Genomic DNA, 20,973 nt, shown 5'->3' with positions numbered 1-20,973 from the left:
ATCGTGCATGGGCGCGAAGGAAAAGGCATTGTAACAAGGCTTTCCCACACCTTCCCCAACCGCTACACCGCGCCCATGGCAAAACCCGGTTTCAAACGCAGCGCCAAGCGCAAATCCTCCCGACCCTATGGTGGCGCGGCGCAGCGTGGTGGAAAACCTGTTGCGGAAGTGGAAAAGCCGAAAGCCGTATTTGAGGCAGCCGAACCTTTGCTGCCGCGCGAACGCCGCTCAGGCAACCGCCTGCCGCAGACCGTCTCGCAACTTTTGCTGTGCGAGCCATCGCCCGACTACGCATTGCTCGACACCGGCAATGGCGAAAAACTGGAGCGCTACGGCACCACCACCATTCGCCGTCCGGAAGGGCAGGCCATGTGGTTGCCCCATCGCCCCGCTTCTGAATGGGATGGGGCAGATGCGACATTCACCGGCGATACGGATGAAGAAGGCCCGGGCCGTTGGAAATTCTCCGATCCTGCGCGCGAAGAACGCTTTCCACTGGAAGTCGACGGTCTGCCGTATTGGGGACGCTTCACCTCATTTCGCCACACCGGTATTTTTCCTGAACAGGTCGTACACTGGCGCTCAATGGTGAAAGCCATTGAGCAAGCACCGAAAGATCGCCCCGTCAGTGTGCTGAACCTGTTCGGCTATACCGGCCTAGCTTCGCTCATGGCCGCTCGCGCCGGTGCCCATGTCACACATGTCGACGCGTCGAAGAAAGCCATCGGCTGGGCGCGCGAAAATGCGGAACTCGCGGGTTTGGCTGACGCGCCGATCCGCTGGATTTGCGACGACGCCATGAAGTTCTGTCAGCGCGATGTGCGCCGCGAGCAGACCTACGACATCATTCTGCTCGACCCACCCGCTTATGGCCGCGGCCCCAAGGGCGAAGTGTGGCAGTTGTTCGATCATCTGCCCCACATGCTGGACGCCGTGCGCGACCTGCAAAGTGAGCGCCCGTTGCTCACCATTCTCACCGCCTATGCCATCCGCGCATCTCATCTGGCGATGCACGAGATAATGCAGGAGGTGATGGCGGGCATGGACGGTCGGTTGGAATCCGGTGAGCTCGTGCTGCGCCATGCCTCCGCTGAACAAACAAGCGAGGACGAGATCGCCCGCCACCTGACCACATCCATGTATTGCCGCTTCATCGGCTCCGAACTGAATGGGGTGAACCTGTGAGCGAAACCACCAAACCGGGCCGCATCGAGGAGATCACGTCGACCGCCAACCCCCGCGTAAAATCCATCCGCGCGCTTGCTATGAAAAAGAACCGTGATCGCGAGGGCTTGTTCATTGCAGAAGGCGAAAAACTCGCCCGAGATGCGCTGGACGGTGGCTGGCATATCGACACGTTGCTCTACGCAAAGTCCGCAACTGACGATGAGCGACGCCGCGAAGGGCTGGAAACTCTGGCTGTAAAAGTGCGAGCGCGTGGTGGTGATGTGTTGCTCACCAACGCCAAGGTTCTCACTGCCATCACCAAACGTGACAATTCGCAGGCCGTGGTCTCCGTGTTGAAATCGCAGACGACAGATGCTGCGAAAATCACGCCGCAAGGTGACACCTGCTGGCTGGTGCTCGACCGCGTGCGAGACCCCGGCAATCTCGGCACCATCATCCGCACCGCAGATGCGCTAGGCGTCGCAGGCGTCGTGCTGGTGGGCGAAACCACCGATCCGTTCGGGCTGGAAGCGGTGCGCGCCACCATGGGGTCGCTCTTCGCCAAGCCGTTGGTGCGCCTGTCGCGCGCAGATTATCTGGTGCTTGCAGAAAGCTGGAAAGCCGGTGGCGGCCACATCGTCGGCACCCATCTGGCAGGCGCGGTGGACCACCGGACAATCGACTACGCCGCCAAGCCACTGCTCCTGCTCATGGGCAACGAACAGCAGGGATTGGATGATGAGATGGCAGCAAGCTGCGATCACCTCGCGCTCATCGCGATGGGCGGGGCGGCGGACTCGCTCAATCTTGCGGTGGCAACCGGCATCGTCACTTTTGCCGCCCGCTCCCATGCGCTAAAGGCACCCGCATGAAGCCGCGCCATTTCATCTTTATCGCCATCCTTGCCGCGATCGACCAGCTGTCCAAAACCTGGGTGGAGCGCACGCTGCCATTTCAGGAAGTGGTGGAAGTTTTTCCGTTCTTCTCGCTCTACCGCACCCACAATACTGGTATAGCGTTTTCAATGCTGGACAGTTTCGGCCCCATGTTTCTGGTGCTGCTATCCGTCGTCATCATCATTTTCATGGGCTGGCTGTGGCGGCAAACCGCCAAGCAGGACTACTTCGCCCATCTGGGTTTTGCGCTTGTAATGGCCGGTGCCATCGGCAACCTCATCGACCGTGCCAACCTCGGTTACGTGGTGGATTTTTTCCTCGTCCACACCGATAGTTGGGCCTTCGCCGTGTTCAATGTGGCGGACAGCTATATCACCTGCGGCGCGATTGCGATCATTCTGCAGGAATTCCTGAACTGGCGGCGCAACCGCGCTTCCGCACCCAAATCTTAACCCCTTTCGGGAGACATAAATGTCCAACTTCAAAGCCGTTCTGATCTCCCGCGACGAGGACAAAAAACAGTCCGTTGAGATGACAGAAATCTCTACCGACGACATGATGGAAGGTGACGTCACCGTCGCAGTTGAAGCCACCACGGTAAACTATAAGGACGGTCTCGCGATCACCGGTAAGTCCCCTGTCGTGCGTCATTGGCCGATGGTCCCGGGCATCGATTTTGCGGGCAAGGTGCTGGAAAGCAGCAACCCGAATTTTGCCGAAGGTGACGATGTCATTCTCAACGGCTGGGGCGTCGGCGAAACCCATTGGGGCGCTTATGCGGAACGTGCCCGCGTGAATGGCGACTGGCTCATCAAACGTCCCGACGGCATTTCCGCTAAGCAGGCCATGTCCATTGGTACGGCGGGTTACACCGCGATGCTCTGCGTCATGGCGCTGGAAAGCCACCAGATCACGCCGGATCGTGGTCCCGTTATCGTTACCGGTGCAAATGGCGGCGTTGGTTCCGTGGCCATCTCTATCCTGTCGAAACTCGGCTACCACGTCATCGCCTCCACCGGCCGCACCGATGAAGAAGCGTTCCTGAAAGAGTTGGGCGCAGCCGAAATCATCGACCGCAACGAGCTTTCCGAACCGGGTCGCCCCATGGGTAAAGAACGGTGGGCCGGCGGCGTCGATGCCGTTGGGTCGCACACGCTTGCCAACGTCTTGGGTCAAACGAAATATGGCGGCGCGATTGCCGCTTGTGGCCTGGCGCAGGGTTTCGATCTGCCCGCCACCGTGATGCCGTTCATCCTGCGCGGTGTATCACTGCTGGGCGTTGATTCCGTGCAGGCCCCGAAAGCCATTCGCGAAATGGCATGGTCACGTCTGGCCACCGATTTGGACATGGGCAAGCTGGAAAGCCTGACAACAGAAATCGGCTTCGATGATCTCATCGGCGCAGCGTCGGATATCGTTGAAGGCAAGATCCGTGGCCGCGTCGTCGCGATGATGTAGCGGTCGGTAAATCTAACAAAAAAAGGGGCGGTGGACCAGATGGTCCACCGCCCCTTTTTTGTATTCAGCGCCGTTTAGTTGGAGGCGGTTTGCAACAGGCTGGTGATGTTGCGAACTGTGACGCGTCGGTTGTCGGCGTTTGCCGCTTCTGTGCGAACCTTAAGATCGCTTTCGCCATAGCCTTGCGTGACGATGTTCTCAGCTGGCACCGCAAAGTTCTCGATGAGAATGCGAGCAACAGTTTCTGCACGACGGTCTGAGAGCGTAAGATTGGACACGTCCGAACCCACCGCATCGGTGTGGCCTTCCATAAGGAAGACGGCACGTGGATTGGCCTTAATGTGACGCTCAAGCGCGATGCCCAGCTCTTCCAGCTTGTCCACCTGCGATGGTGTTACCGACGCCGAACCGGTGTTGAAGTTGATGGCGTTCAGGTCGATGCGACGCACCTTTGCGCGTAGGCGCTGGTTGTCGCGCACTTCGCGCAAGGAATAGGCGCGTTCCGCCTCTTCCACCGGCTCCGCTTCGATGGCGGTGCGGTAGGCATCGCTATCTGCGCGGTCCTGTTCCACCACATATAGATCATCGGAAATCTGCGGCGTGAACGGGTCGAGCACGATGACGCGGCGCTGGGGTGCGGCTTCGATGTCTTGATTGTCGATCAGCACGACCTCGTCGCCATTGGGAAAGCGGCGGGTGCGTTTCAGGATGTAGCCATCGCTATCACGCAGGGTGACGACTTCGACGCCGTTGGGTTTGATCGCCGTAGTGCGTTGGCGACCTTGAGCGAGTTCCTCGGAAATGATCTCCGTGCCATCGCGGCGCAGCAGAGCGTTTTCATCCTTGCGGACGAAAAGCTGGCCGTCACGTTCCACAACAAAACGGTCGCCTTCATCTTCGATCACCTTGCCGCCCAGCGCGCCACCGATGATGGCGCCCACGGCAAGACCGGCAGCGCCGACACCGATGAGTTCACGACGGTTTTTCTTTTTCGCCTTGCGGCGCTGACGTTCGGCTTCGGCGGCAACCGCGCGTTGCGCTTCGGTTTGTTCAGCAGATTCCACAATGGGAGCCGCAGCCGTTGGTGATTCAGGATCAACGGCAGGGGCGGCAGGTTCTGCGGTGGCCGCATTGTCCTGTGTCGCCGGTGCTGCGGGCGCTTCAGTTGTTGCAGCCGGTGCTTCGGTTTCCGTTGATGCGGCGGGTGCTTCGGTGGTTTCAGCCTCCGGCTTGGCTTCCGGTTCTGCTGCTGTTTCAGCAGCAGGTGCAGCTTCTTCCGCCTTCGGTTCCGGTGCAGCTTCTGCGGCGGGGGCAGCTTCTTCGGCTTTTGGTTCTGCAGCTGTTTCAGCAGCTGGTGCGGCCTCTTCTGCCTTCGGTTCAGCGTCAGTTTCAGCCGCAGGCTGTTCCGTTGGCGCTGGTGCCGGTTCGGCTTCTGCTTTTGGCTCTTCTACCGGCGCGGCCTCAGGAGCTGGTGCCGGAGCTTCTTCTGCGGCAGGAGCTGGTGCAGGCTCTGGTGCTGCTTCCACTTCCGGTTGAGCTTCAGGAGCAGGCTCGGGCGCAGTTTCAGGTGCGGGTTCCGGGGCAGGAGCTGGTTCGGGCGCTGGTGCAGCTTCGGGTTCGGCTGCTGCGCAACCTTCTGCCGTGGGTTCTGCTGCGCAATCTACGGCTTGTTCCGTCGTGGCCTGCGCGAGCAGCAGTGGCTCGTTGGCATGAGCAGGCAGCACTGTGCCACCGGCTAAAATGAGGGATGTGGCGAGGAGGAGACCCTTGGTCTTCATAGCAAAATACCTTCGGTTGGTATGAGCCGACATATGTCGGTCAAAAACCCGATGTCATCACCCACCGGCTCGCATCAACGTGTGCGAGCGCTCCTTGTTCCGTTGGAACATGGTCGCAAGTCGTTCGATTTAAGGTGTTTTCAAGGCGGAAGATTGAGTTCCGCCCTCAAATTTACGCGCGGTAACACGCAGCATTACGGCTGGTGGCCGTTGAAAAAGATATTGCTGTTACCAGCGCTTTGTCGCTCAACCCGCAGTTTAAGGCGAGTTGCGTTATTCGGATGTTGCGCGACTACTGCGTTGCGGTTTTGGAGACACCAAGCGCTACTGGCAGTTCTGGACGTGCGCTCCATTCCACCATGGACCCGTCATAGACGCGCACGTTCTTCTTGCCAAGAACCTGGGTCAGCACGAACCAGTTCGTCGAAGCCCAGTGGCCGGTGTTGCAGTAGGAGATGACGGGCTTGTCATCGGACACATTGCCCGCGATTTTTGTTAGCTGCGCCTTGTCGAGCAACGAAGCCGAACCGTCCTTGAAGAATGTGTGGTTGTCGAGGTTAGTCGACTGCGGAATGCGGCCTGCGCGGGCAGCTTTAGGGTGTTTGGCATCACCCTCGAACTGCGGCAGAGGGCGTCCGTCAACGACCTGAAACTTGTCAGATGTGTAGGCCGCTTTCACCTCTTCCAGCGACACGACAAGTTTAGCGTCGGCACTTGCTGTGTAGGTAGCATCTTCCGGCGTTGGTGCTTCAGTCGACAGTGGCTTGCCAGCCGCTTCCCACGCCTTCTGCCCGCCTTCCAGAATCGATACTTTCTCGTGGCCGAGCTGTTTCAGTGTCCAGTAAACGCGAGCTGCGGAGCCAAAATCGGTCGCGTTGTTACCGGCGGAAACCAGCACAACGTGGTCGGAATTTTTCACACCCAACCCGCTGAGCAGCGTTTCCAGAGCTGCGGTTTCCGGTAGCAAGCCGACAATACCGTCGCGCGAAGTGCGCCATCCGGCTTTCAGGTAGTCTGCCTGAACGGCACCGGGGATGTGACCAATAGCGTAACCCTGACCATCCTGAAGGCCGATTTTGGAGCGCACGTCGATGATGTCGACATTGTCCTTGTTGGCGCTCAGCCAATCGACATCGACGAGAGGCTGACTGGCTGCAAAGGCCTGCGAGGGAAGGGTGATCGCCGAAGCGACGAGGAGAGCTGCGAATGTCTTGTTGAACATGATCGGTCCCAAATTTGCGTTATATTACTTGCATCATAGCCGATCAGCCGCCGCCGAGATGAGGCGCAGGAATCCAGCCTTACCGTTTCTATTGGAACGTTTTTCGCTAAAATCGCCGCTGGTGGGCAAATCACCCCAAAATGGCAACTCGCCCGACGATAGGCCAAGAGATGTTCTGCTGCGTTGCAGGGTCGCCCCACAGTGATTTCAGATGCGTCAGACCGACTTCCAAAACCGCTGTTTCACCGGCAGCTATCGCACGTTTGCTGGCGGACCATGTGCGGATGTAGCCCTCTAGCTCGGCAAATGACCACTGCCGTTCAATGGTCAGCGGTGGAAGCGCTTGTTCGTCGAAGGGAAAGGGCAGGCTACGATAACCTTGTTCCACATGCTCGCGGCCCGGTGGCCAATGGTGATGGACGTCCTGCCAGTAGAAGCGCTTGAACCGGTTGCACAACGTATCATTGATGTTGTCGAGCTGCGGCACACCGTAAGAGACTAGCACCAGGACACCGCCCGGCCGGGCAACGCGGCGCGCTTCTTTGTAGAAGCGGTCGATATCGAACCAATGGGCAGCTTGCGCGGCGACGACTAGATCGACCGAACCATCTGCCGACCGCATCTGCTCGGCGGGTTCTGTTCTGTAGGTGACGTTAGGATGCGCTGTTGCATTGGCGATCTGCGCTTCGCTCGGATCGGTCGCCGTTACCTGCGTGAATTGCGAAGCGAGGAGAACTGAAAGCTGGCCGGTACCACAGCCTACATCCAGAGCATTGTCCGTCCGCGCGCATAGTGCGGCCAGTGCCTGGGCTATTGCAATTGGGTAGGTCGGTCGGTGCTTGGCATAATTATCGCCACCGGCTTCGAAATGGCGGTTTTCGGCAGCCTTGGACAAGTTGTCAGCCGCGCGGCGGTAAAACGCGGTCCGGCGGGCGGTGGCCGTCGAAGAAGGTGCGGATGTTCACCAGCACCTTGTCGCCCATTTCGTTGCGGCCTTCCACGGTGGCGGAGCCCATGTGGGGCAACATCACCAGTTTCCCGCTTTGGGCGAGCTTTTGCATACGGGTAGAAACGGAAGGTTCGTTTTCGAACACGTCCAGCGCCGCACCGCCAAGGCGGTCTTCTTCTAGCGCTGTAACCAACGCTTCTTCGTCGATAATATCACCACGCGCAGCGTTTACGATGATAGCGTCTTGCGGCATCAGCTTGAGGCGTCGTTCTGACAGCAGATGGTAGGTCGCAGGCGTCGACGGGCAGTTGATGGAGATGAAATCCATCCGCGCCAACATCTGGTCGAGGCTTTCCCAATGGGTGGCCTCCAGCTCGTCTTCCAACTGCGTGAAAGCACGTTCGCGGTTGTGGTAATGGATCGACAGACCGAAAGCCTTGGCGCGGCGGGCGACAGCTGCACCGATGCGTCCCATGCCGACAATGCCCAATCGCTTACCGGTAACGCGTCGGCCCAACATCCATGTGGGGGACCAGCCGGGCCAAGCCTCATCGCGCGCCATAACCTGCGCGCCTTCAACAAGGCGGCGGGGTACGGCCAGCATCATGGCCATAATCATATCGGCGGTATCGTCTGTCAGCACGCGGGGCGTATTGGTGACAGTTATGCTTTTGGTTGCTGCTGCGGACACATCGATATTGTCCACGCCGTTGCCAAAATTCGCGATCATGCGAAGTCGATCGCCGGATCCTGCAATGAGATCGGCGTCAATGTCGTCGGAAACGGTCGGCACCAGAACATCGCAATCTGCCATGGCGGCCGCGAGTTGGTCGCGCGTCATTGGCGTGTCGTCGATGTTCAACTGTGTATCGAACAGTTCACGCATCCGCGTTTCCACCGCGTCTGGCAGTTTGCGAGTTACGATAACGCGGGGTTTTGTTGTGCTCATAGGTGCCCTTGTCGCCTGAATTTCAAGCTTCGGTCAAGCCGTTGTGGACGCATGACAACCATGTCCACAAGCCCGCATGGCAATGGGTAGGTGTGAAAATACAGTGCTGAAAATTGTACCGTGAAACACTTTGTTTACCATGCCTTTCAAGCACAAATTAACTCGAATTATCGAGGGTAGAGTAACCAAGTGGTAAGGCCACCGACAAGTCGGCCTGTTCCTGCAAATCAGTGGTGCAAGGCAATGGCGTCTTTGGCGTTTTACCCTGCACTGCCCCATCGAGGCCAGTCCGCGCTCCATGCCAAGTTTTACCCATTCCCATCGTTCAAATCCTTTTGTCCGTCTCGCCCGCTATGGACTTTTCATGGTCGCGATCATCCTTGGCCTCGCATTGGGTCATGCAAGTGATCCTGCCAATGCCGCATCGCCTGTCGATCGTGAAGTGTCTACAAAAACCGGCCGTGAGACTGGCCTGCCGCTGCCACGTTTCGTTAGCCTGAAAGCACGTTCGGCAAACCTGCGGGTGGGCCCGGGGCGTAAATACTCAATCTCATGGCGCTTTCAGCGCTCTGGCGTGCCGCTGGAAATCATTCAGGAATTCGACCGCTGGCGGCGTGTGCGCGATGCTGATGGCACCACCGGCTGGGTGCTGCATTCGCTGCTGTCGTCTCGCCGTACTGCTGTGGTTGCCCCTTGGGAACGTCGCCGTTCAATCGCTGATCTTGCAAAAGCTCCGGTCGTGAAAGCTGCATTCTTCGACGCCAAGCGAGAAGCATCTAGCAACTCAAGCACTGTGGCGCGTTTGCAGCCGGGCCTACAGGTAACAGTGCGTGAATGTGAGGAAAGTTGGTGCCGCGTTAAGGCGCGCACAGTTTCCATGTGGGTGCGTCGCGAAATGCTCTGGGGCACTTACAAAGACGAAGTTATCGAGGACTAAGGAAACTTAGTCTTTCGAGCGCAACCGCACGATAACATCCACGCGGGCAATTTCCATGCCTTCAGGCGGTTCCGGTAGATCGGTCACGCTGATGTGCGATGCGGGAACATCCACGACGCGGTTTTCATCTTCGATATAGAAATGATGATGGTCCGACGTGTTGGTATCGAAATAGGTTTTCGATGATTCCACAGCCACAGCGCGCAGCAAACCGGCTTCGGTAAACTGGTGCAGCGTGTTGTAAACGGTGGCCAGAGAAACAGGCACATCGGCCAGCACGGCTTCTTCATGCAGCGCTTCTGCAGAAACGTGGCGGTTGCCCTTTGAAAACAGTAATCCACCAAGCGACATGCGCTGGCGTGTCGGGCGCAAACCTGCATCCCGCAGCCGCTGCGTCAGATCGGTAGAACCGGTTTCAGCGTGAATGTGACCGATGGTCGAATCCATAAAAATACTCTTGCTCACGACAACGAAGGTTTGGCCATTTTGCCGACCATCTGCTGCGATAATATTCCTGTAATGAACTAGACTAGAGTTTTGAGGTCGTCCTTACAAGTTGGACCATTTGACCCTTATCTGCGTGCGCTATAAGCGTGACAGCCACGCGACACTGACCACAGCGAACAAGGCCGAACCCCATGGCGGAACAGAAATCCAGCTACACCTACGAGGAAATCCTCACCTGCAGCCACGGCGACATGTTCGGCCCCGGCAACGCGCAATTGCCGCTGCCGCCGATGTTGATGATCGACCGTATTCGCATGATTTCAGAATCCGGCGGCGAGCATGACAAAGGTCACATCCGCGCTGAATACGACATCACGCCGGACCGCTGGTTCTTCCCGTGTCATTTCGAAGGCGATCCGGTCATGCCCGGTTGCCTCGGCCTCGACGCACTGTGGCAGCTCACCGGCTTTTATCTCGGTTGGCTGGGCGAGCCCGGCAAAGGCCGCGCCATCTCTACCGGCGAAGTGAAATTCACCGGCCAGATCACACCGGAGACAAAATTGGTCGAGTACGAAATCGATTTCCGCAACGTCCGCCGTGGTCGTCTTGTTCTCGGCATCGCCGATGGTCTGGTGAAGGCTGACGGCGAGGTTGTGTTCACTGCCAAAGATTTGAAAGTCGCACTCTTCAAAGACAGCTGATCTTATACCAAGACTTGCACCCATATAATCGCGCCCCCACCTGCGGGGTCGAAAGAACCGAAGGAAAGACAGGCTCATGAAAAGAGTGGTCGTCACCGGGATGGGGATCGTCTCCTCCATCGGCAACAATTCCAATGAGGTTTTGGCCTCACTGCGCGAGGCCAAATCTGGCATCCGTACGGAAGAGAGTTTTGCCGAACACAATTTTAGAAGCCAGGTTTCCGGTCGTCCCGATCTCGACCCGTTCGAGGTTCTGGACCGCCGCACCGTGCGCTTCATGAGCCAAGGCACGGCGTGGAATTACATCGCCATGCAGCAGGCCATTCAGGATTCAGGTCTTGAGCAAAACGAAGTGGTGAACCCGCGCACCGGTATCATCATGGGCTCTGGCGGGCCTTCGACGAAAACGATTGTGGAAGCCGCTGCCAAAACTGTCGATTCCGGTTCACCCAAGCGCATCGGCCCGACGGCTGTGCCAAAAGCGATGTCCTCCACGGCGTCCGCCGTCCTGGCCACGCAATTTGAAATCAAGGGCGTGAACTACTCTATCTCATCCGCCTGCGCGACGTCGAACCACTGCATCGGCAACGCCTATGAAACCATTCAGGTGGGCAAGCAGGACGTGGTTTTCGCCGGTGGTTCGGAAGACCTCGACTGGACCATGTCGAACCTTTTCGACGCCATGGGCGCAATGTCCTCCGGCTACAACGATAACCCGTCCGTCGCTTCCCGCGCATTCGACAAGAACCGCGATGGTTTCGTCATCGCCGGTGGTGCCGGCGTTCTGGTGCTCGAAGAGCTGGAGCACGCCAAGGCACGCGGTGCGAAAATCTATGGCGAAATCGTCGGCTACGGCGCAACGTCGGACGGCTACGATATGGTCGCACCATCAGGCGAAGGCGCGGTGCGCTGCATCAAGATGGCGACCGAAGGTGTGGGCAAGATCGACTACATCAACCCACACGCCACCTCTACCGGTGTTGGCGATGCTAAGGAAATCGCCGCTTTGCGCGAAATCTACGGCGCGGACAACTGCCCGAAAATCTCCGCCACCAAATCGCTCACCGGGCATTCGCTGGGCGCGACCGGTGTGCAGGAGGCGATCTACTCGCTGCTGATGATGCAGAACGGTTTCATCTTGAAGTCCGCCCATATCAACGAGATCGACCCGGACTTTGCCGACATGCCCATCGTCACCGAGCGTGAGGATAATGTGGAATTGAACACCGTGCTGTCCAACTCCTTCGGCTTCGGCGGCACCAACGCCTCGCTCACTTTTTCACGCTACGCGTAAGCGCCGTTCTGTATCTGTATTTTTAGAAAGGCCGCTTTTATGGCCGAACTGCAATCCAACATCATGGCCGGTAAGCGCGGCCTCATCATGGGCGTGGCGAACAAAAATTCCATCGCTTACGGCATCGCAAAAATGCTGCATGCCCATGGCGCAGAACTCGCCTTTACCCATCAGGGTCCAGCTTTTGGCAAACGCGTGGCACCGTTAGCTGCCGACCTCGGTTCCGACATCCTGCTCGATTGCGATGTGGAAGATCTTGATTCTGTTGATGCTGTCTTTGCCGAATTGAAGGAAAAATGGGGCGGCATCGACTTCTTCGTTCACGCCATCGGCTTTTCCGACAAGAACGAATTGAAGGGGCTGTACGCAGACACCAGCCGCGAGAATTTTTCGCGCACCATGGTCATCTCCTGCTTCTCCTTCACCGAGACCGCCAAGCGCGCTGCAGCGCTGATGAACGAGGGCGGCTCGATGCTGACCCTCACCTATGGCGGCGCAACCCGCGTGATGCCGAACTACAATGTCATGGGCGTCGCCAAGGCAGCACTGGAAGCCTCCGTGCGTTACCTTGCAACCGACTACGGTCCGCAAGGCATCCGCGTGAACGCCATCTCTGCTGGTCCTGTCCGTACACTGGCCGGTGCCGGCGTGGCCGATGCCCGCCAGATGTACAACTACCAGTCCCGCAACGCGCCTTTGCGTAGAACCGTCACGCTGGAAGAAATTGGCGGCGCATCGCTCTACCTGTTGTCCGACTTGGGTTCAGGCACGACCGGCGAAATCCACTTCGTGGACTCGGGCTATTCGACGATGTCGATGCCGCGTCTGGAAGAGTTGAAAGCATTGGATCGGCGCGAAGAAGAGTAGTTCGCTTTTCACTCTATGCTCCCAACCGGAGCGAAGAGCGACCGGCGCTTATGCGTCGCCCCGGTGGAGTGATCGGCAAAGCCGATCTGCGTGAACCCGAATCAAGTCCAGCCACCATCCACGACATAGCTCTGGTTCGTACACGCACCGGATTCATCCGACGCGAAGAACAACACGGGACGCGCGATATCATCCGGCACCAGTTTCCGTTTCAGGCACTGGCGCTCCATCAATTCCTTCTCGCCCTCTTCGGTGAGCCAAAGTGATTCCTGACGCTCGGTCATGATCCAGCCCGGTGCGATGGAATTGGCGCGGATGTTGTAGGGGCCGAGATCGCGCGCCAAGGAGCGCGTTAACCCAAGTACGGCAGACTTCGATGCCGTATAGGCCGCCATCCCGCCTTGCCCGACCATCCATGATGTCGACCCCATATTGATGATGGAACCGTGGCCCGCTTCCTTCATGCCCTGAGCGACAGCTTGGGCGGCGAAGAACTGGTGTTTCAAATTCACCGCGATACGGCCATCCCAATATTCCGGTGTCACGTCTTCCAGCTTGTGGCGTTCGTCATGGGCAGCGTTGTTCACCAGCACGGTCACGGGGCCGAAGGCGTCAGCAATATTCGCCAGTGACGCACGCAGCGCGTCAATGTCAGTCACATCGCATTGCTGGAACATGACATTGTCGCCGAGTTCTGAAACCAGTGCTTCGGAAGCGTCTTTTGCAATATCGAGGAAGCCCACGCGGCTGCCCTGCTCTGCAAAGCGGCGCACGATTTGTTCGCCGATACCGGACCCGCCGCCGGAGACGACGACGGTGCGGTCTTTGAGGCTGGGATAACTCGCGATGTTCATTTGGTGCCGTACATGCGGTCACCCGCATCGCCTAGACCGGGGATGATGTAGCCTTTTTCATTCAGTTTTTCGTCCAGCGCAGCGGTGATGATGGGAACATCAGGATGCGCTTCGGTCAGTGCTTTCACGCCTTCGGGCGCAGCCAACAGGCACAGAAAACGAATGTCGGTCGCGCCGCTGCGCTTCAACTTGTCGATGGCGAGCGATGCGGAATTTGCCGTGGCCAACATGGGGTCCACGGCGATGACGACACGGTTCCCCAGCCCGCCGGGAGCTTTGTAATAATACTCCACCGCCTCAAGCGTATCATGGTCGCGGTACAGCCCCACATGAGCCACGCGGGCGGAAGGAACGAGGTCTAACATGCCTTCCAGCAAGCCATTACCGGCGCGCAGGATGGAGGCGAAACAAAGCTTCTTGCCCTTCAGTTTGGGTGCCTGCATTTTCTGCATCGGCGTTTCGATGGTCACGTCTTCCAGTTCTAACCCACGCGTGACTTCGTAGCAAAGCAGCAGCGAGATTTCGCGCAGCAGGCGGCGGAAACTGGCGGTGGACGTTTTCTTGTCGCGCATCAGCGTCAACTTGTGCTGCACCAGCGGGTGGTCGACGACGGTAAGGTTCTCGTGCATTTTCAAAGCGGCCTTGCAGATTTGTCTTGCGATGACACTAGGCGGAAGGCGTGCACCGCTTCAACAGTTTCGCGCGTGTATCCTCATCAACGAAGGCCGCTTCGATGGCCGTGCGGCTGCAAGCCAACAGGTCCGTTTCGCTGAAACCGGAATGCTCACGGGCGAAGGCGTAATCTTCGGCCAGCGACGTGTGGAAAAAAGGTGGGTCGTCGGAATTCAACGTCACCTTCACGCCCGCCGCTTTCAACGCGGCGAGTGGGTGGTCGGATGGTTCATCATAAACGTCCAACTCCATATTCGAGCGCGGGCAGACTTCCAGCACGATGCCGTCCCGCGCTAATCGCTCCACCAGCACTGGGTCCTCGATGGACCGCACGCCATGGCCGATGCGGGTGACGTGGAGATGGTCCAGCGTGTCTATCACGCTTTGCGGGCCGCCGAACTCTCCAGCGTGGGACGTCAGCCCTAATCCAGCGTCGCGGGCAATCGTGAAGGCTGGTGCGAAATCAGCTGCGGTGAACGCTCGCTCGTCTCCGCCCATACCGAAGCCTGTGACCATTGGATGCGGATTGTCCGCCACGATCTGCGCGACAGCAACGGCGGCCTTCGGTCCCAGATGGCGCACGCATGTCATCAATATGCGCCCTTCGATTCCGCTCTCCGTCTTGGCGTCATCCATGCCAGCAGCGATGCCGTCCACCAGATCGCCATAGCTGATGCCCATAGCCGCTGCGTGGTCTGGAGAAGCGAAAACCTCACCATAGATCGCGCCCTGCGCTGCGAGATCGCGGAAGTAAGTCAGGGTCAGTTCCCGATAGTCATCGCCGCTGCGAAACACGCTGGACGCGCGGTCGTAGCAGGACAAGAATTCGGTAAAATCGGACCAGACGTATCGGCCATTCTCGATTGTGCCATCGAGATCGGCGCCATATTTTGCAGCGAGACGTTCCACCAGTTCCGGAGGTGCTGCACCCTCTATGTGGCAGTGGATTTCGACCAGTGGCAAATTCACTTTGCATCAGCCAGCATGTCGGTGCCAGCTGCAGACCAAGGCAAATCCAGATGGGCGGCAACCGTTGCGCCGATATCAGCAAAAGTATCTCGCGTGCCGCAGGAACCGATGGGGATTTGCGGGCCGGTCAGCAGCGCGAACACCTGTTCGCGGGTGTGGTCCGTGCCTGCCCATGTGGGGTCGTTGCCGTGGTCGGCGGTGAAGACCATCAGGTCACCATCGCGCACTTTCGCCAGCAATTCCGGCACCCGCTTGTCGAAGTCCTCTAGACATTTCGCATAGCCTGCCACGTCGCGGCGATGGCCGTATTCCGTGTCGAAATCGACAAAATTGGTGAATACGAGATCGCCGTCTGCTGCATCGTCCATGGCTTGCAAGGTGGCGTCCATCATCGCGTCATTGCCGCTGGCTTTGCGAATATCGGTCACGCCGCGATGGGCGAAAATATCGGCGATTTTACCAACTGCAAAAACTGCTCGCTCATCGTCTTGCGCGATGTCCAACAAAGTGGAGGCGGGCGGCGGCACGGAATAGTCGCGACGGTTGCCGGTGCGCTCGAATGTGTCCGCCGTCTTGCCCACGAATGGCCGCGCGATCACGCGACCGACATTGAGCGGATCGACCAACTTCCTCACCGTGGCGCACAGCGCGTAAAGCCGGTCGAGACCGAAGAACTCCTCATGCGCCGCGATCTGAATGACGCTGTCGGTGGAGGTGTAGATGATCGGCATTCCGGTCATGATGTGTTCATGGCCGAACTCTTCGATCACCTGCGTACCGGATGCATGACGGTTGGCGAGAACGCCGGGAATATCGCCTTCGCGGATAATGGCGCTGGTAAAATCTGCGGGAAAAGTCGGTTGCGTGTCGGGAAAGAAATGCCAACCGAAATTCACAGGAACGCCGGTGATTTCCCAATGGCCGGACGGTGTGTCTTTGCCGTTGGACGTTTCGATCATCGACGCATAAGCGCCATCAGTATCGCCGTCTAGTTCGAGGCCGGGCGGCACGTCACCACCGGCAAGCGCCGCTGCGCGACCCAAGCCGAGCTTTACCAGATTGGGCAATTTCAACGGTCCGGATCGCAGCGCGTCACCATCCGCATTTCCTGCCGCGCAGGCTTCTGCGATATGACCCAACGTATTGGAGCCCGCGTCCGTCCCTTGGTTTGCGCCATATTGTGCAGCGTCCGGTGCGTGGCCGGTGCCGACGGAATCAAGAACGAAAATAAAGGCGCGGGGCATGGGCAGTTCCAATCCATCGAAGAGCAAGCCAAGTATTCTGCTTGGTTTGCGAGGCGGGCAAGCCTGCCCGGTGCACCGGTAAGCGGAGCGGCGAACAGTAAAGCGCCGCACCCGCGTAGTGAAGGCCGCAAGGCCGACAGCGTGAGCGCAAGAAACCAGTGTGGCGCACCACGAAACTGCGCTCAATAGGTCACTGACGTAAGGTACAATCCGTGTGCAGGAGCAACGGGTGCGCAGGCAGTTCGATCCATCGCGGCCAGTGACGCAGCCGCATCATCCGGCGACCATTTCCCGCAACCGACCAGTCGCAAGCAGCCTGCGAGGGAGCGCACCTGATTGTGCAGATAAGAACGGGCGGTGGTGGTGATTTCCACCTCACTTCTTCCATGCCGCTGTACTCGTGTCGCAACCAATGTGCCGAGCGTTTTCACGGGCGATCTTGCCTGACATTCCGTCGAGCGGAACGTCGTGAAATCGTGCTCGCCCACCAGTCGCGCGGCGGCCTTGTTCATGGCGTCCACATCAAGCGGCGTTTTCACGTTCCACGCGCGGCCCGCGTCGACGGCCAATGGGGCGCGGTGGTCGATGATGCGGTAAAGATAAGCGCGTTGGGTGGCGGAAAAGCGGGCGTGAAATTCATCATCGCACGGTTCGCAATCGATGATTGCCACGGGGTCGCCAGCCTTCCGCAGATGCGCGTTCAACGCTTCTGCCAAGCGAAAGCCGGTCCACGGGCGGGTGAGGTCGCTATGGGCCACCTGCGCCAGGGCGTGAACGCCTGCATCTGTGCGACCAGCGCCTTGGACGATGGGGTCGGGTTCGCCCAACCGGCCCAACGCGGCTTCGATGGCACCCTGTACCGACGGTTGGTCCGGCTGTCGCTGCCAGCCTGCATAGGGTTTGCCGTCATATTCGATGATGAAACGGTAGCGGCCCATAATTACGTGAGAGTGGTGCCGATGGGCAGATCGACACCGCGTAAAAATTCATCGGCGTTCACCGGCTTGCCACCAGCCTTTTGCACCCGTTCGATCTGGACGGCTGTGGAACCTCCGCATGAAATAATGAAATCGCTATCATTGTTCAGCACTTCGCCCGTTTGACCTGAGCCGGAAGTCTCGACGGCAAGTAGCGCCTTCACACGCATTGGTTTTCCACCTTGCTCGATCTCGAACCAAGCGCCCGGGAAAGGGGACAGTCCGTTGATGTGTTGCGCTACTTCAGCACCGTTCTTCGTCCAATCGATCCGCGCTTCCGCCTTGTCGATCTTCTTGGCGTAGATCACCCCGTCTTCCAGCTGCGGCGTGAAGGTCAGCGTTCCTGTTTTGAGATCGGCCAGCGCTTGAACCATGAGCGACGCACATTCCTGCGACAGCGCATCGTGCAAATCGCCTACCGTGGTGCGCGGACCTATGGGAACGCGGGCAGTGGCGGCAACGGGGCCGGTGTCCAACCCTTCTTCCATCGCCATGACCTGAATACCGCTTTCAGCATCGCCAGCCATGATAGCGCGTTGTATTGGGGCCGCGCCTCGCCAGCGCGGTAGCAACGACCCGTGCCCATTCAGGCAACCGTGTTTCGGCGCGTCGAGAACGGGCTTAGGCAGCAGCAAACCGTAAGCAACCACAACCGCCACATCGGCATTGTGCGCGGCAAAGATTGTCTGTTCGTCTTCACCCTTGAGGCTGACCGGCGTGTGAACCGGAATGCCCAAAGCCTCAGCCGCGAGATGCACAGGCTGCTTCGTCAACTCGCGCCCACGTCGCCCCGCCGGTTTTGGCGGTTGGCTGTAGCAGGCAACGATCTGGTGGCCCGCATCATGCAACGCTTGAAGGGTAGGAACAGAAAATTCCGGCGTGCCCATAAAGATGATTCTCATTGTGCACTCACGCTGTCGCCCTGCGGGCTGCGCTGCGTGGGCGCGGCAAGCGATTGCCGGTCGCTTTTCGCTCCGCCAGCCGCACGTCCCGACTTCGTAATTTTAAGCAATAGCGCCATCTAACCGATAAACCGTGTGCCGTTCTGCTTGGCGATTTTGGTGAATTTCTTGATGACCATATTCTTCTTCAACTTGGAGATGTGGTCGATGAACAGCGTACCATCGAGGTGGTCCATTTCGTGCTGAATGCAGGTGGACAGCAGGCCGTCGGCTTCGAGGCTTTGCTCTTTGCCGTCGCGGTCGAGAAATTCGATGCGGCAGGTCGCTGGACGTTCCACCTCGGCGTAATAATCCGGTATCGACAAGCAACCCTCTTCGTACATGCTTGGTTCGTCGCTGAAGGTGACGATTTTCGGATTGATGAGGAAAATCGGGTCGCGTTTTTCTTCCACAGCTTCAGCGCGAATAGGTGCGTCATCTTCCGCTTCTTCTTCCGCCTCTGCGCGTTCGGAACAGTCGACAACGAAGATGCGGCGCGGTTCGCCCACCTGAACGGCAGCAAGGCCGATGCCCGGCGCGTCATACATTGTGTCGGCCATGTCATCGAGAAATTTACGCAACTCATCGTCCACCCGTTCCACCTCTTGAGAGCGGACGCGCAGAATTGGATCGGGTAGATGAACGATAGGAAGAAGAGCCATGCCGGTGAGGTAATCGCGGCACGGGGAGTGGTCAAGACGGCGGTCGCAGGGAACGCAAATGTTCGCGTTTCATTCTACACGGCGAATCACATACGGTCGGGAAATGGAAAGTCTCGGCCTCGAAATGGAACTGCTGCGCGTCGGCGACACGCTGGTCACCCGCGGCATGGCACTGGCGTTTGCTGGTGCGTTGCTGGCGTTGATCGTCGTGCTGCTGCTGTTTTCGCTTTGGCGCTCCAACCGTGCTCGCGCTGGCAACGAAGCGATGAGCCTGCAAATGGCAGAGGGCCGCGCTCGAGAAGCGGAAACGCGCATGACGGAATTGTTGAAGACGCAGAGCGAGTTATCCGGCCATCTGGCGGCGCTGCAATCCAACGTAACCGAACAGCAATCAGCGTTCGCGCGACAATTGGACGAACGCTTGGCGAACGTCACGGGCCGTGTTGCGCAATCCCTCACCGATACGACCAAGACCACGCAGGAAAGCCTCGGCAAACTTGCCGAGCGGCTGGCGGTTATCGACACCGCGCAATCGAACATTCAGACGCTGGCGAAAGATGTGGTGGGGCTGCAGGCCATACTGTCCGACAAGCAAACGCGCGGTGCATTCGGCCAAAGCCGTATGGAGGTCATCGTTCGCGACGGTTTGCCCATGGGCACCTTCGATTTCCAAACGACATTGTCCAACGGAAAGCGACCGGACTGCACCATCCACATGCCCAACGGGCAGGCGGCTTTGGTGGTGGATGCGAAGTTCCCGCTGGAAGCGTGGAACCGCATGCGCGAGTTGGAAGAGCCGGGCGACAAGGTGACAGCCGGTCGGCAATTCACCCGCGACATGGACGTGCACATCAAAGCGATTGCGGAGAAGTACCTTATTCCGGGCGAAACGCAGGACACGGCTTTTCTCTTCGTTCCGTCGGAATCGATCTTTGCCGAAATTCATGAGAATTTTGAAAACGTCGTCCAATCGGCCCACAAGCATCGGGTGGTGATTGTGTCGCCGTCGCTGCTGCTGCTGTCCGTTCAGGTCATTCAATCGGTGCTGAAAGATGCGCGCATGCGTGAGCAAGCCCATCTCATTCAGGCTGAAGTTGCGAAATTCATGGGCGATCTTGGTCGGTTGGACGACCGTATCGGCAAGCTGAAATCTCATCACGATCAGGCCGGTAAGGATATCGACCAGATCATCACCTCAACGGGCAAACTCACGCGTCATGGCGCGCGTATAGAGAGTCTAGAGTTCGGCGCGCAACAGGTCCAAGCAGATGAAAAGGGCGAGGCTGGAAAGCCTTTCCTCCGCGCCATCGAAGGTGGCGACGCCTAGTCGCAGGCTGATTCTTTTGCCTCGTGTTTGGAACGGCAGGCCAGCTCATTCATTTCTCCTCTCGAAGACCGCCGGTGAATTGCTCTGGCGGTAATTTGTAAGAGAAAGGAATTTTTATGCCCGAAGCATTTGTAAGAGGCCTAGAAGACAACGCCCGCGAAACTTGCATCGACCTGCTGCAGAAAAGTCTGGCCGACACCACCGACCTGTTCCTCGCCATCAAACAGGCGCATTGGAACCTGAAGGGCGCGGCCTTCATCGGCGTGCACAAATTGCTCGATGATGAAGCTGCCAAAATTCAAGACTTCGTCGACACCATCGCCGAACGCCTCGTCATTCTGGGCGGTACTGCCCACGGTACATCGCAGAAGGTGGTGGAGAACTCGTCCATGGAAGCCTACCCGCTCGATATCCAGAAATGGGACGAGCACGTCGACGCTCTCAAAGAGCGCTACATGGAAATCGGCAAACACATCCGCGCGCGCATGGCAGAAGCCGGCGAAGCAGGCGACGAAGACACAGCAGACCTCTTCACCGAGGTTTCCCGCGGCATCGACAAAGGCGCATGGTTCATCGGCGCGCACACGGCGTAGGCAAGCCTTTGGCTTGCAACGCCGATCTGTTTGCACTCACGCTGTCGCGGCTTTGCCGCTGCGCTGCGT

22 protein-coding genes are annotated in these 20,973 nt (G+C 58.4%); 10 read left to right on the top strand and 12 right to left on the bottom strand.

Annotation, left to right across the window (positions count from 1 at the left end):
* Positions 1-3: 3 nt before the first annotated feature.
* Genes R2A130_RS05545 through R2A130_RS05530 form a run of 4 tightly spaced genes read left to right on the top strand, consistent with a single transcriptional unit; the run spans position 4 to position 3,521 of the window.
* A complete protein-coding gene (locus R2A130_RS05545; RefSeq protein ID WP_009463937.1) occupies positions 4-1,185 on the top strand; it encodes a class I SAM-dependent methyltransferase in 1,182 nt (393 codons plus the stop codon).
* Complete coding sequence (locus tag R2A130_RS05540) at positions 1,182-2,039, top strand: RNA methyltransferase (protein ID WP_009463936.1); 858 nt, start codon at positions 1,182-1,184, stop codon at positions 2,037-2,039. The genes R2A130_RS05545 and R2A130_RS05540 overlap by 4 nt, the downstream gene beginning before the upstream one ends.
* A complete protein-coding gene (lspA, locus tag R2A130_RS05535) occupies positions 2,036-2,515 on the top strand; it encodes a signal peptidase II (RefSeq protein ID WP_009463935.1) in 480 nt (159 codons plus the stop codon). The genes R2A130_RS05540 and lspA overlap by 4 nt, the downstream gene beginning before the upstream one ends.
* A 19-nt stretch (positions 2,516-2,534) precedes the next feature.
* Complete coding sequence (locus tag R2A130_RS05530; protein ID WP_009463934.1) at positions 2,535-3,521, top strand: MDR family oxidoreductase; 987 nt, start codon at positions 2,535-2,537, stop codon at positions 3,519-3,521.
* A 74-nt stretch (positions 3,522-3,595) separates the two neighbouring features.
* Here the strand turns inward: R2A130_RS05530 and R2A130_RS17460 are convergent, their stop codons facing one another.
* The 4 genes from R2A130_RS17460 to R2A130_RS05505 form a co-directional block, all read right to left on the bottom strand.
* A complete protein-coding gene (locus R2A130_RS17460; protein ID WP_009463933.1) occupies positions 3,596-5,299 on the bottom strand; it encodes an OmpA family protein in 1,704 nt (567 codons plus the stop codon).
* 292 nt (positions 5,300-5,591) lie between these two features.
* On the bottom strand, positions 5,592-6,521 hold the full coding sequence (locus tag R2A130_RS05515; RefSeq protein WP_009463932.1) for a sulfurtransferase: 930 nt from the start codon (positions 6,519-6,521) through the stop codon (positions 5,592-5,594).
* Positions 6,522-6,651: 130 nt separating this feature from the next.
* Positions 6,652-7,416, bottom strand: a complete 765-nt coding sequence (locus tag R2A130_RS05510) for a class I SAM-dependent methyltransferase (RefSeq protein WP_009463931.1) — start codon at positions 7,414-7,416, stop codon at positions 6,652-6,654.
* Between the two features lie 4 nt (positions 7,417-7,420).
* A complete protein-coding gene (locus R2A130_RS05505; RefSeq protein WP_009463930.1) occupies positions 7,421-8,419 on the bottom strand; it encodes a D-glycerate dehydrogenase in 999 nt (332 codons plus the stop codon).
* A gap of 364 nt (positions 8,420-8,783) precedes the next feature.
* On the opposite strand from R2A130_RS05505, the gene R2A130_RS05500 reads away from it, so the two are divergent.
* Positions 8,784-9,356 (top strand): SH3 domain-containing protein, encoded by a 573-nt coding sequence (locus R2A130_RS05500; RefSeq protein WP_009463929.1) that lies wholly within the window; start codon positions 8,784-8,786, stop codon positions 9,354-9,356.
* A 6-nt stretch (positions 9,357-9,362) separates the two neighbouring features.
* Here the strand turns inward: R2A130_RS05500 and irrA are convergent, their stop codons facing one another.
* Positions 9,363-9,803 carry an iron response transcriptional regulator IrrA gene (gene irrA / locus R2A130_RS05495; RefSeq protein ID WP_009463928.1) on the bottom strand — a complete coding sequence of 147 codons (441 nt, stop codon included), beginning with the start codon at positions 9,801-9,803 and terminating at the stop codon, positions 9,363-9,365.
* A 191-nt stretch (positions 9,804-9,994) separates the two neighbouring features.
* Between irrA and fabA the strand changes: the two genes are divergently transcribed.
* The 3 genes from fabA to fabI all read left to right on the top strand — a co-directional run bounded on the left by fabA (position 9,995) and on the right by fabI (position 12,665).
* Positions 9,995-10,504, top strand: coding sequence for a 3-hydroxyacyl-[acyl-carrier-protein] dehydratase FabA (gene fabA / locus R2A130_RS05490; protein WP_009463927.1), 510 nt, complete (start codon positions 9,995-9,997; stop codon positions 10,502-10,504).
* Between the two features lie 76 nt (positions 10,505-10,580).
* A complete protein-coding gene (gene fabB / locus R2A130_RS05485) occupies positions 10,581-11,798 on the top strand; it encodes a beta-ketoacyl-ACP synthase I (protein WP_009463926.1) in 1,218 nt (405 codons plus the stop codon).
* Positions 11,799-11,837: 39 nt separating this feature from the next.
* Complete coding sequence (fabI, locus tag R2A130_RS05480) at positions 11,838-12,665, top strand: enoyl-ACP reductase FabI (protein WP_009463925.1); 828 nt, start codon at positions 11,838-11,840, stop codon at positions 12,663-12,665.
* A gap of 101 nt (positions 12,666-12,766) precedes the next feature.
* On the opposite strand, the gene R2A130_RS05475 is transcribed toward fabI, so the two are convergent.
* From R2A130_RS05475 to def, 7 genes are all read right to left on the bottom strand, one after another.
* Complete coding sequence (locus R2A130_RS05475; protein WP_009463924.1) at positions 12,767-13,519, bottom strand: SDR family NAD(P)-dependent oxidoreductase; 753 nt, start codon at positions 13,517-13,519, stop codon at positions 12,767-12,769.
* The gene (gene upp, locus R2A130_RS05470) at positions 13,516-14,148 is read right to left on the bottom strand and encodes a uracil phosphoribosyltransferase (RefSeq protein ID WP_009463923.1); all 633 of its coding nucleotides are present in this window, start codon (positions 14,146-14,148) and stop codon (positions 13,516-13,518) included. The genes R2A130_RS05475 and upp overlap by 4 nt, the downstream gene beginning before the upstream one ends.
* Before the next feature lie 37 nt (positions 14,149-14,185).
* Positions 14,186-15,160 (bottom strand): adenosine deaminase, encoded by a 975-nt coding sequence (locus R2A130_RS05465; protein ID WP_009463922.1) that lies wholly within the window; start codon positions 15,158-15,160, stop codon positions 14,186-14,188.
* Positions 15,157-16,404 (bottom strand): phosphopentomutase, encoded by a 1,248-nt coding sequence (locus tag R2A130_RS05460; RefSeq protein ID WP_040305159.1) that lies wholly within the window; start codon positions 16,402-16,404, stop codon positions 15,157-15,159. The genes R2A130_RS05465 and R2A130_RS05460 overlap by 4 nt, the downstream gene beginning before the upstream one ends.
* 182 nt (positions 16,405-16,586) lie before the next feature.
* Positions 16,587-17,342, bottom strand: coding sequence for a tRNA pseudouridine(38-40) synthase TruA (gene truA / locus R2A130_RS05455; protein ID WP_009463920.1), 756 nt, complete (start codon positions 17,340-17,342; stop codon positions 16,587-16,589).
* A gap of 2 nt (positions 17,343-17,344) precedes the next feature.
* On the bottom strand, positions 17,345-18,283 hold the full coding sequence (gene fmt, locus R2A130_RS05450; protein ID WP_009463919.1) for a methionyl-tRNA formyltransferase: 939 nt from the start codon (positions 18,281-18,283) through the stop codon (positions 17,345-17,347).
* A 119-nt stretch (positions 18,284-18,402) separates the two neighbouring features.
* Positions 18,403-18,984: a peptide deformylase gene (gene def / locus R2A130_RS05445; protein WP_009463917.1), complete on the bottom strand. Its 582-nt coding sequence runs from the start codon at positions 18,982-18,984 to the stop codon at positions 18,403-18,405.
* A gap of 103 nt (positions 18,985-19,087) precedes the next feature.
* On the opposite strand from def, the gene R2A130_RS05440 reads away from it, so the two are divergent.
* Together R2A130_RS05440 and dps are read left to right on the top strand one after the other, a co-directional pair.
* Positions 19,088-20,311 carry a DNA recombination protein RmuC gene (locus tag R2A130_RS05440; RefSeq protein ID WP_040305111.1) on the top strand — a complete coding sequence of 408 codons (1,224 nt, stop codon included), beginning with the start codon at positions 19,088-19,090 and terminating at the stop codon, positions 20,309-20,311.
* Positions 20,312-20,427: 116 nt separating this feature from the next.
* A complete protein-coding gene (dps, locus tag R2A130_RS05435; RefSeq protein ID WP_009463915.1) occupies positions 20,428-20,904 on the top strand; it encodes a DNA starvation/stationary phase protection protein Dps in 477 nt (158 codons plus the stop codon).
* Positions 20,905-20,973: the final 69 nt, after the last annotated feature.

It is taken from the genome of Ahrensia sp. R2A130, assembly GCF_000179775.1.
GTDB lineage: Bacteria > Pseudomonadota > Alphaproteobacteria > Rhizobiales > Rhizobiaceae > Pseudahrensia.
The sequence above is the reverse complement of the archived record's forward strand: the minus strand, read 5'-3'. Positions and strand labels throughout refer to the sequence as shown.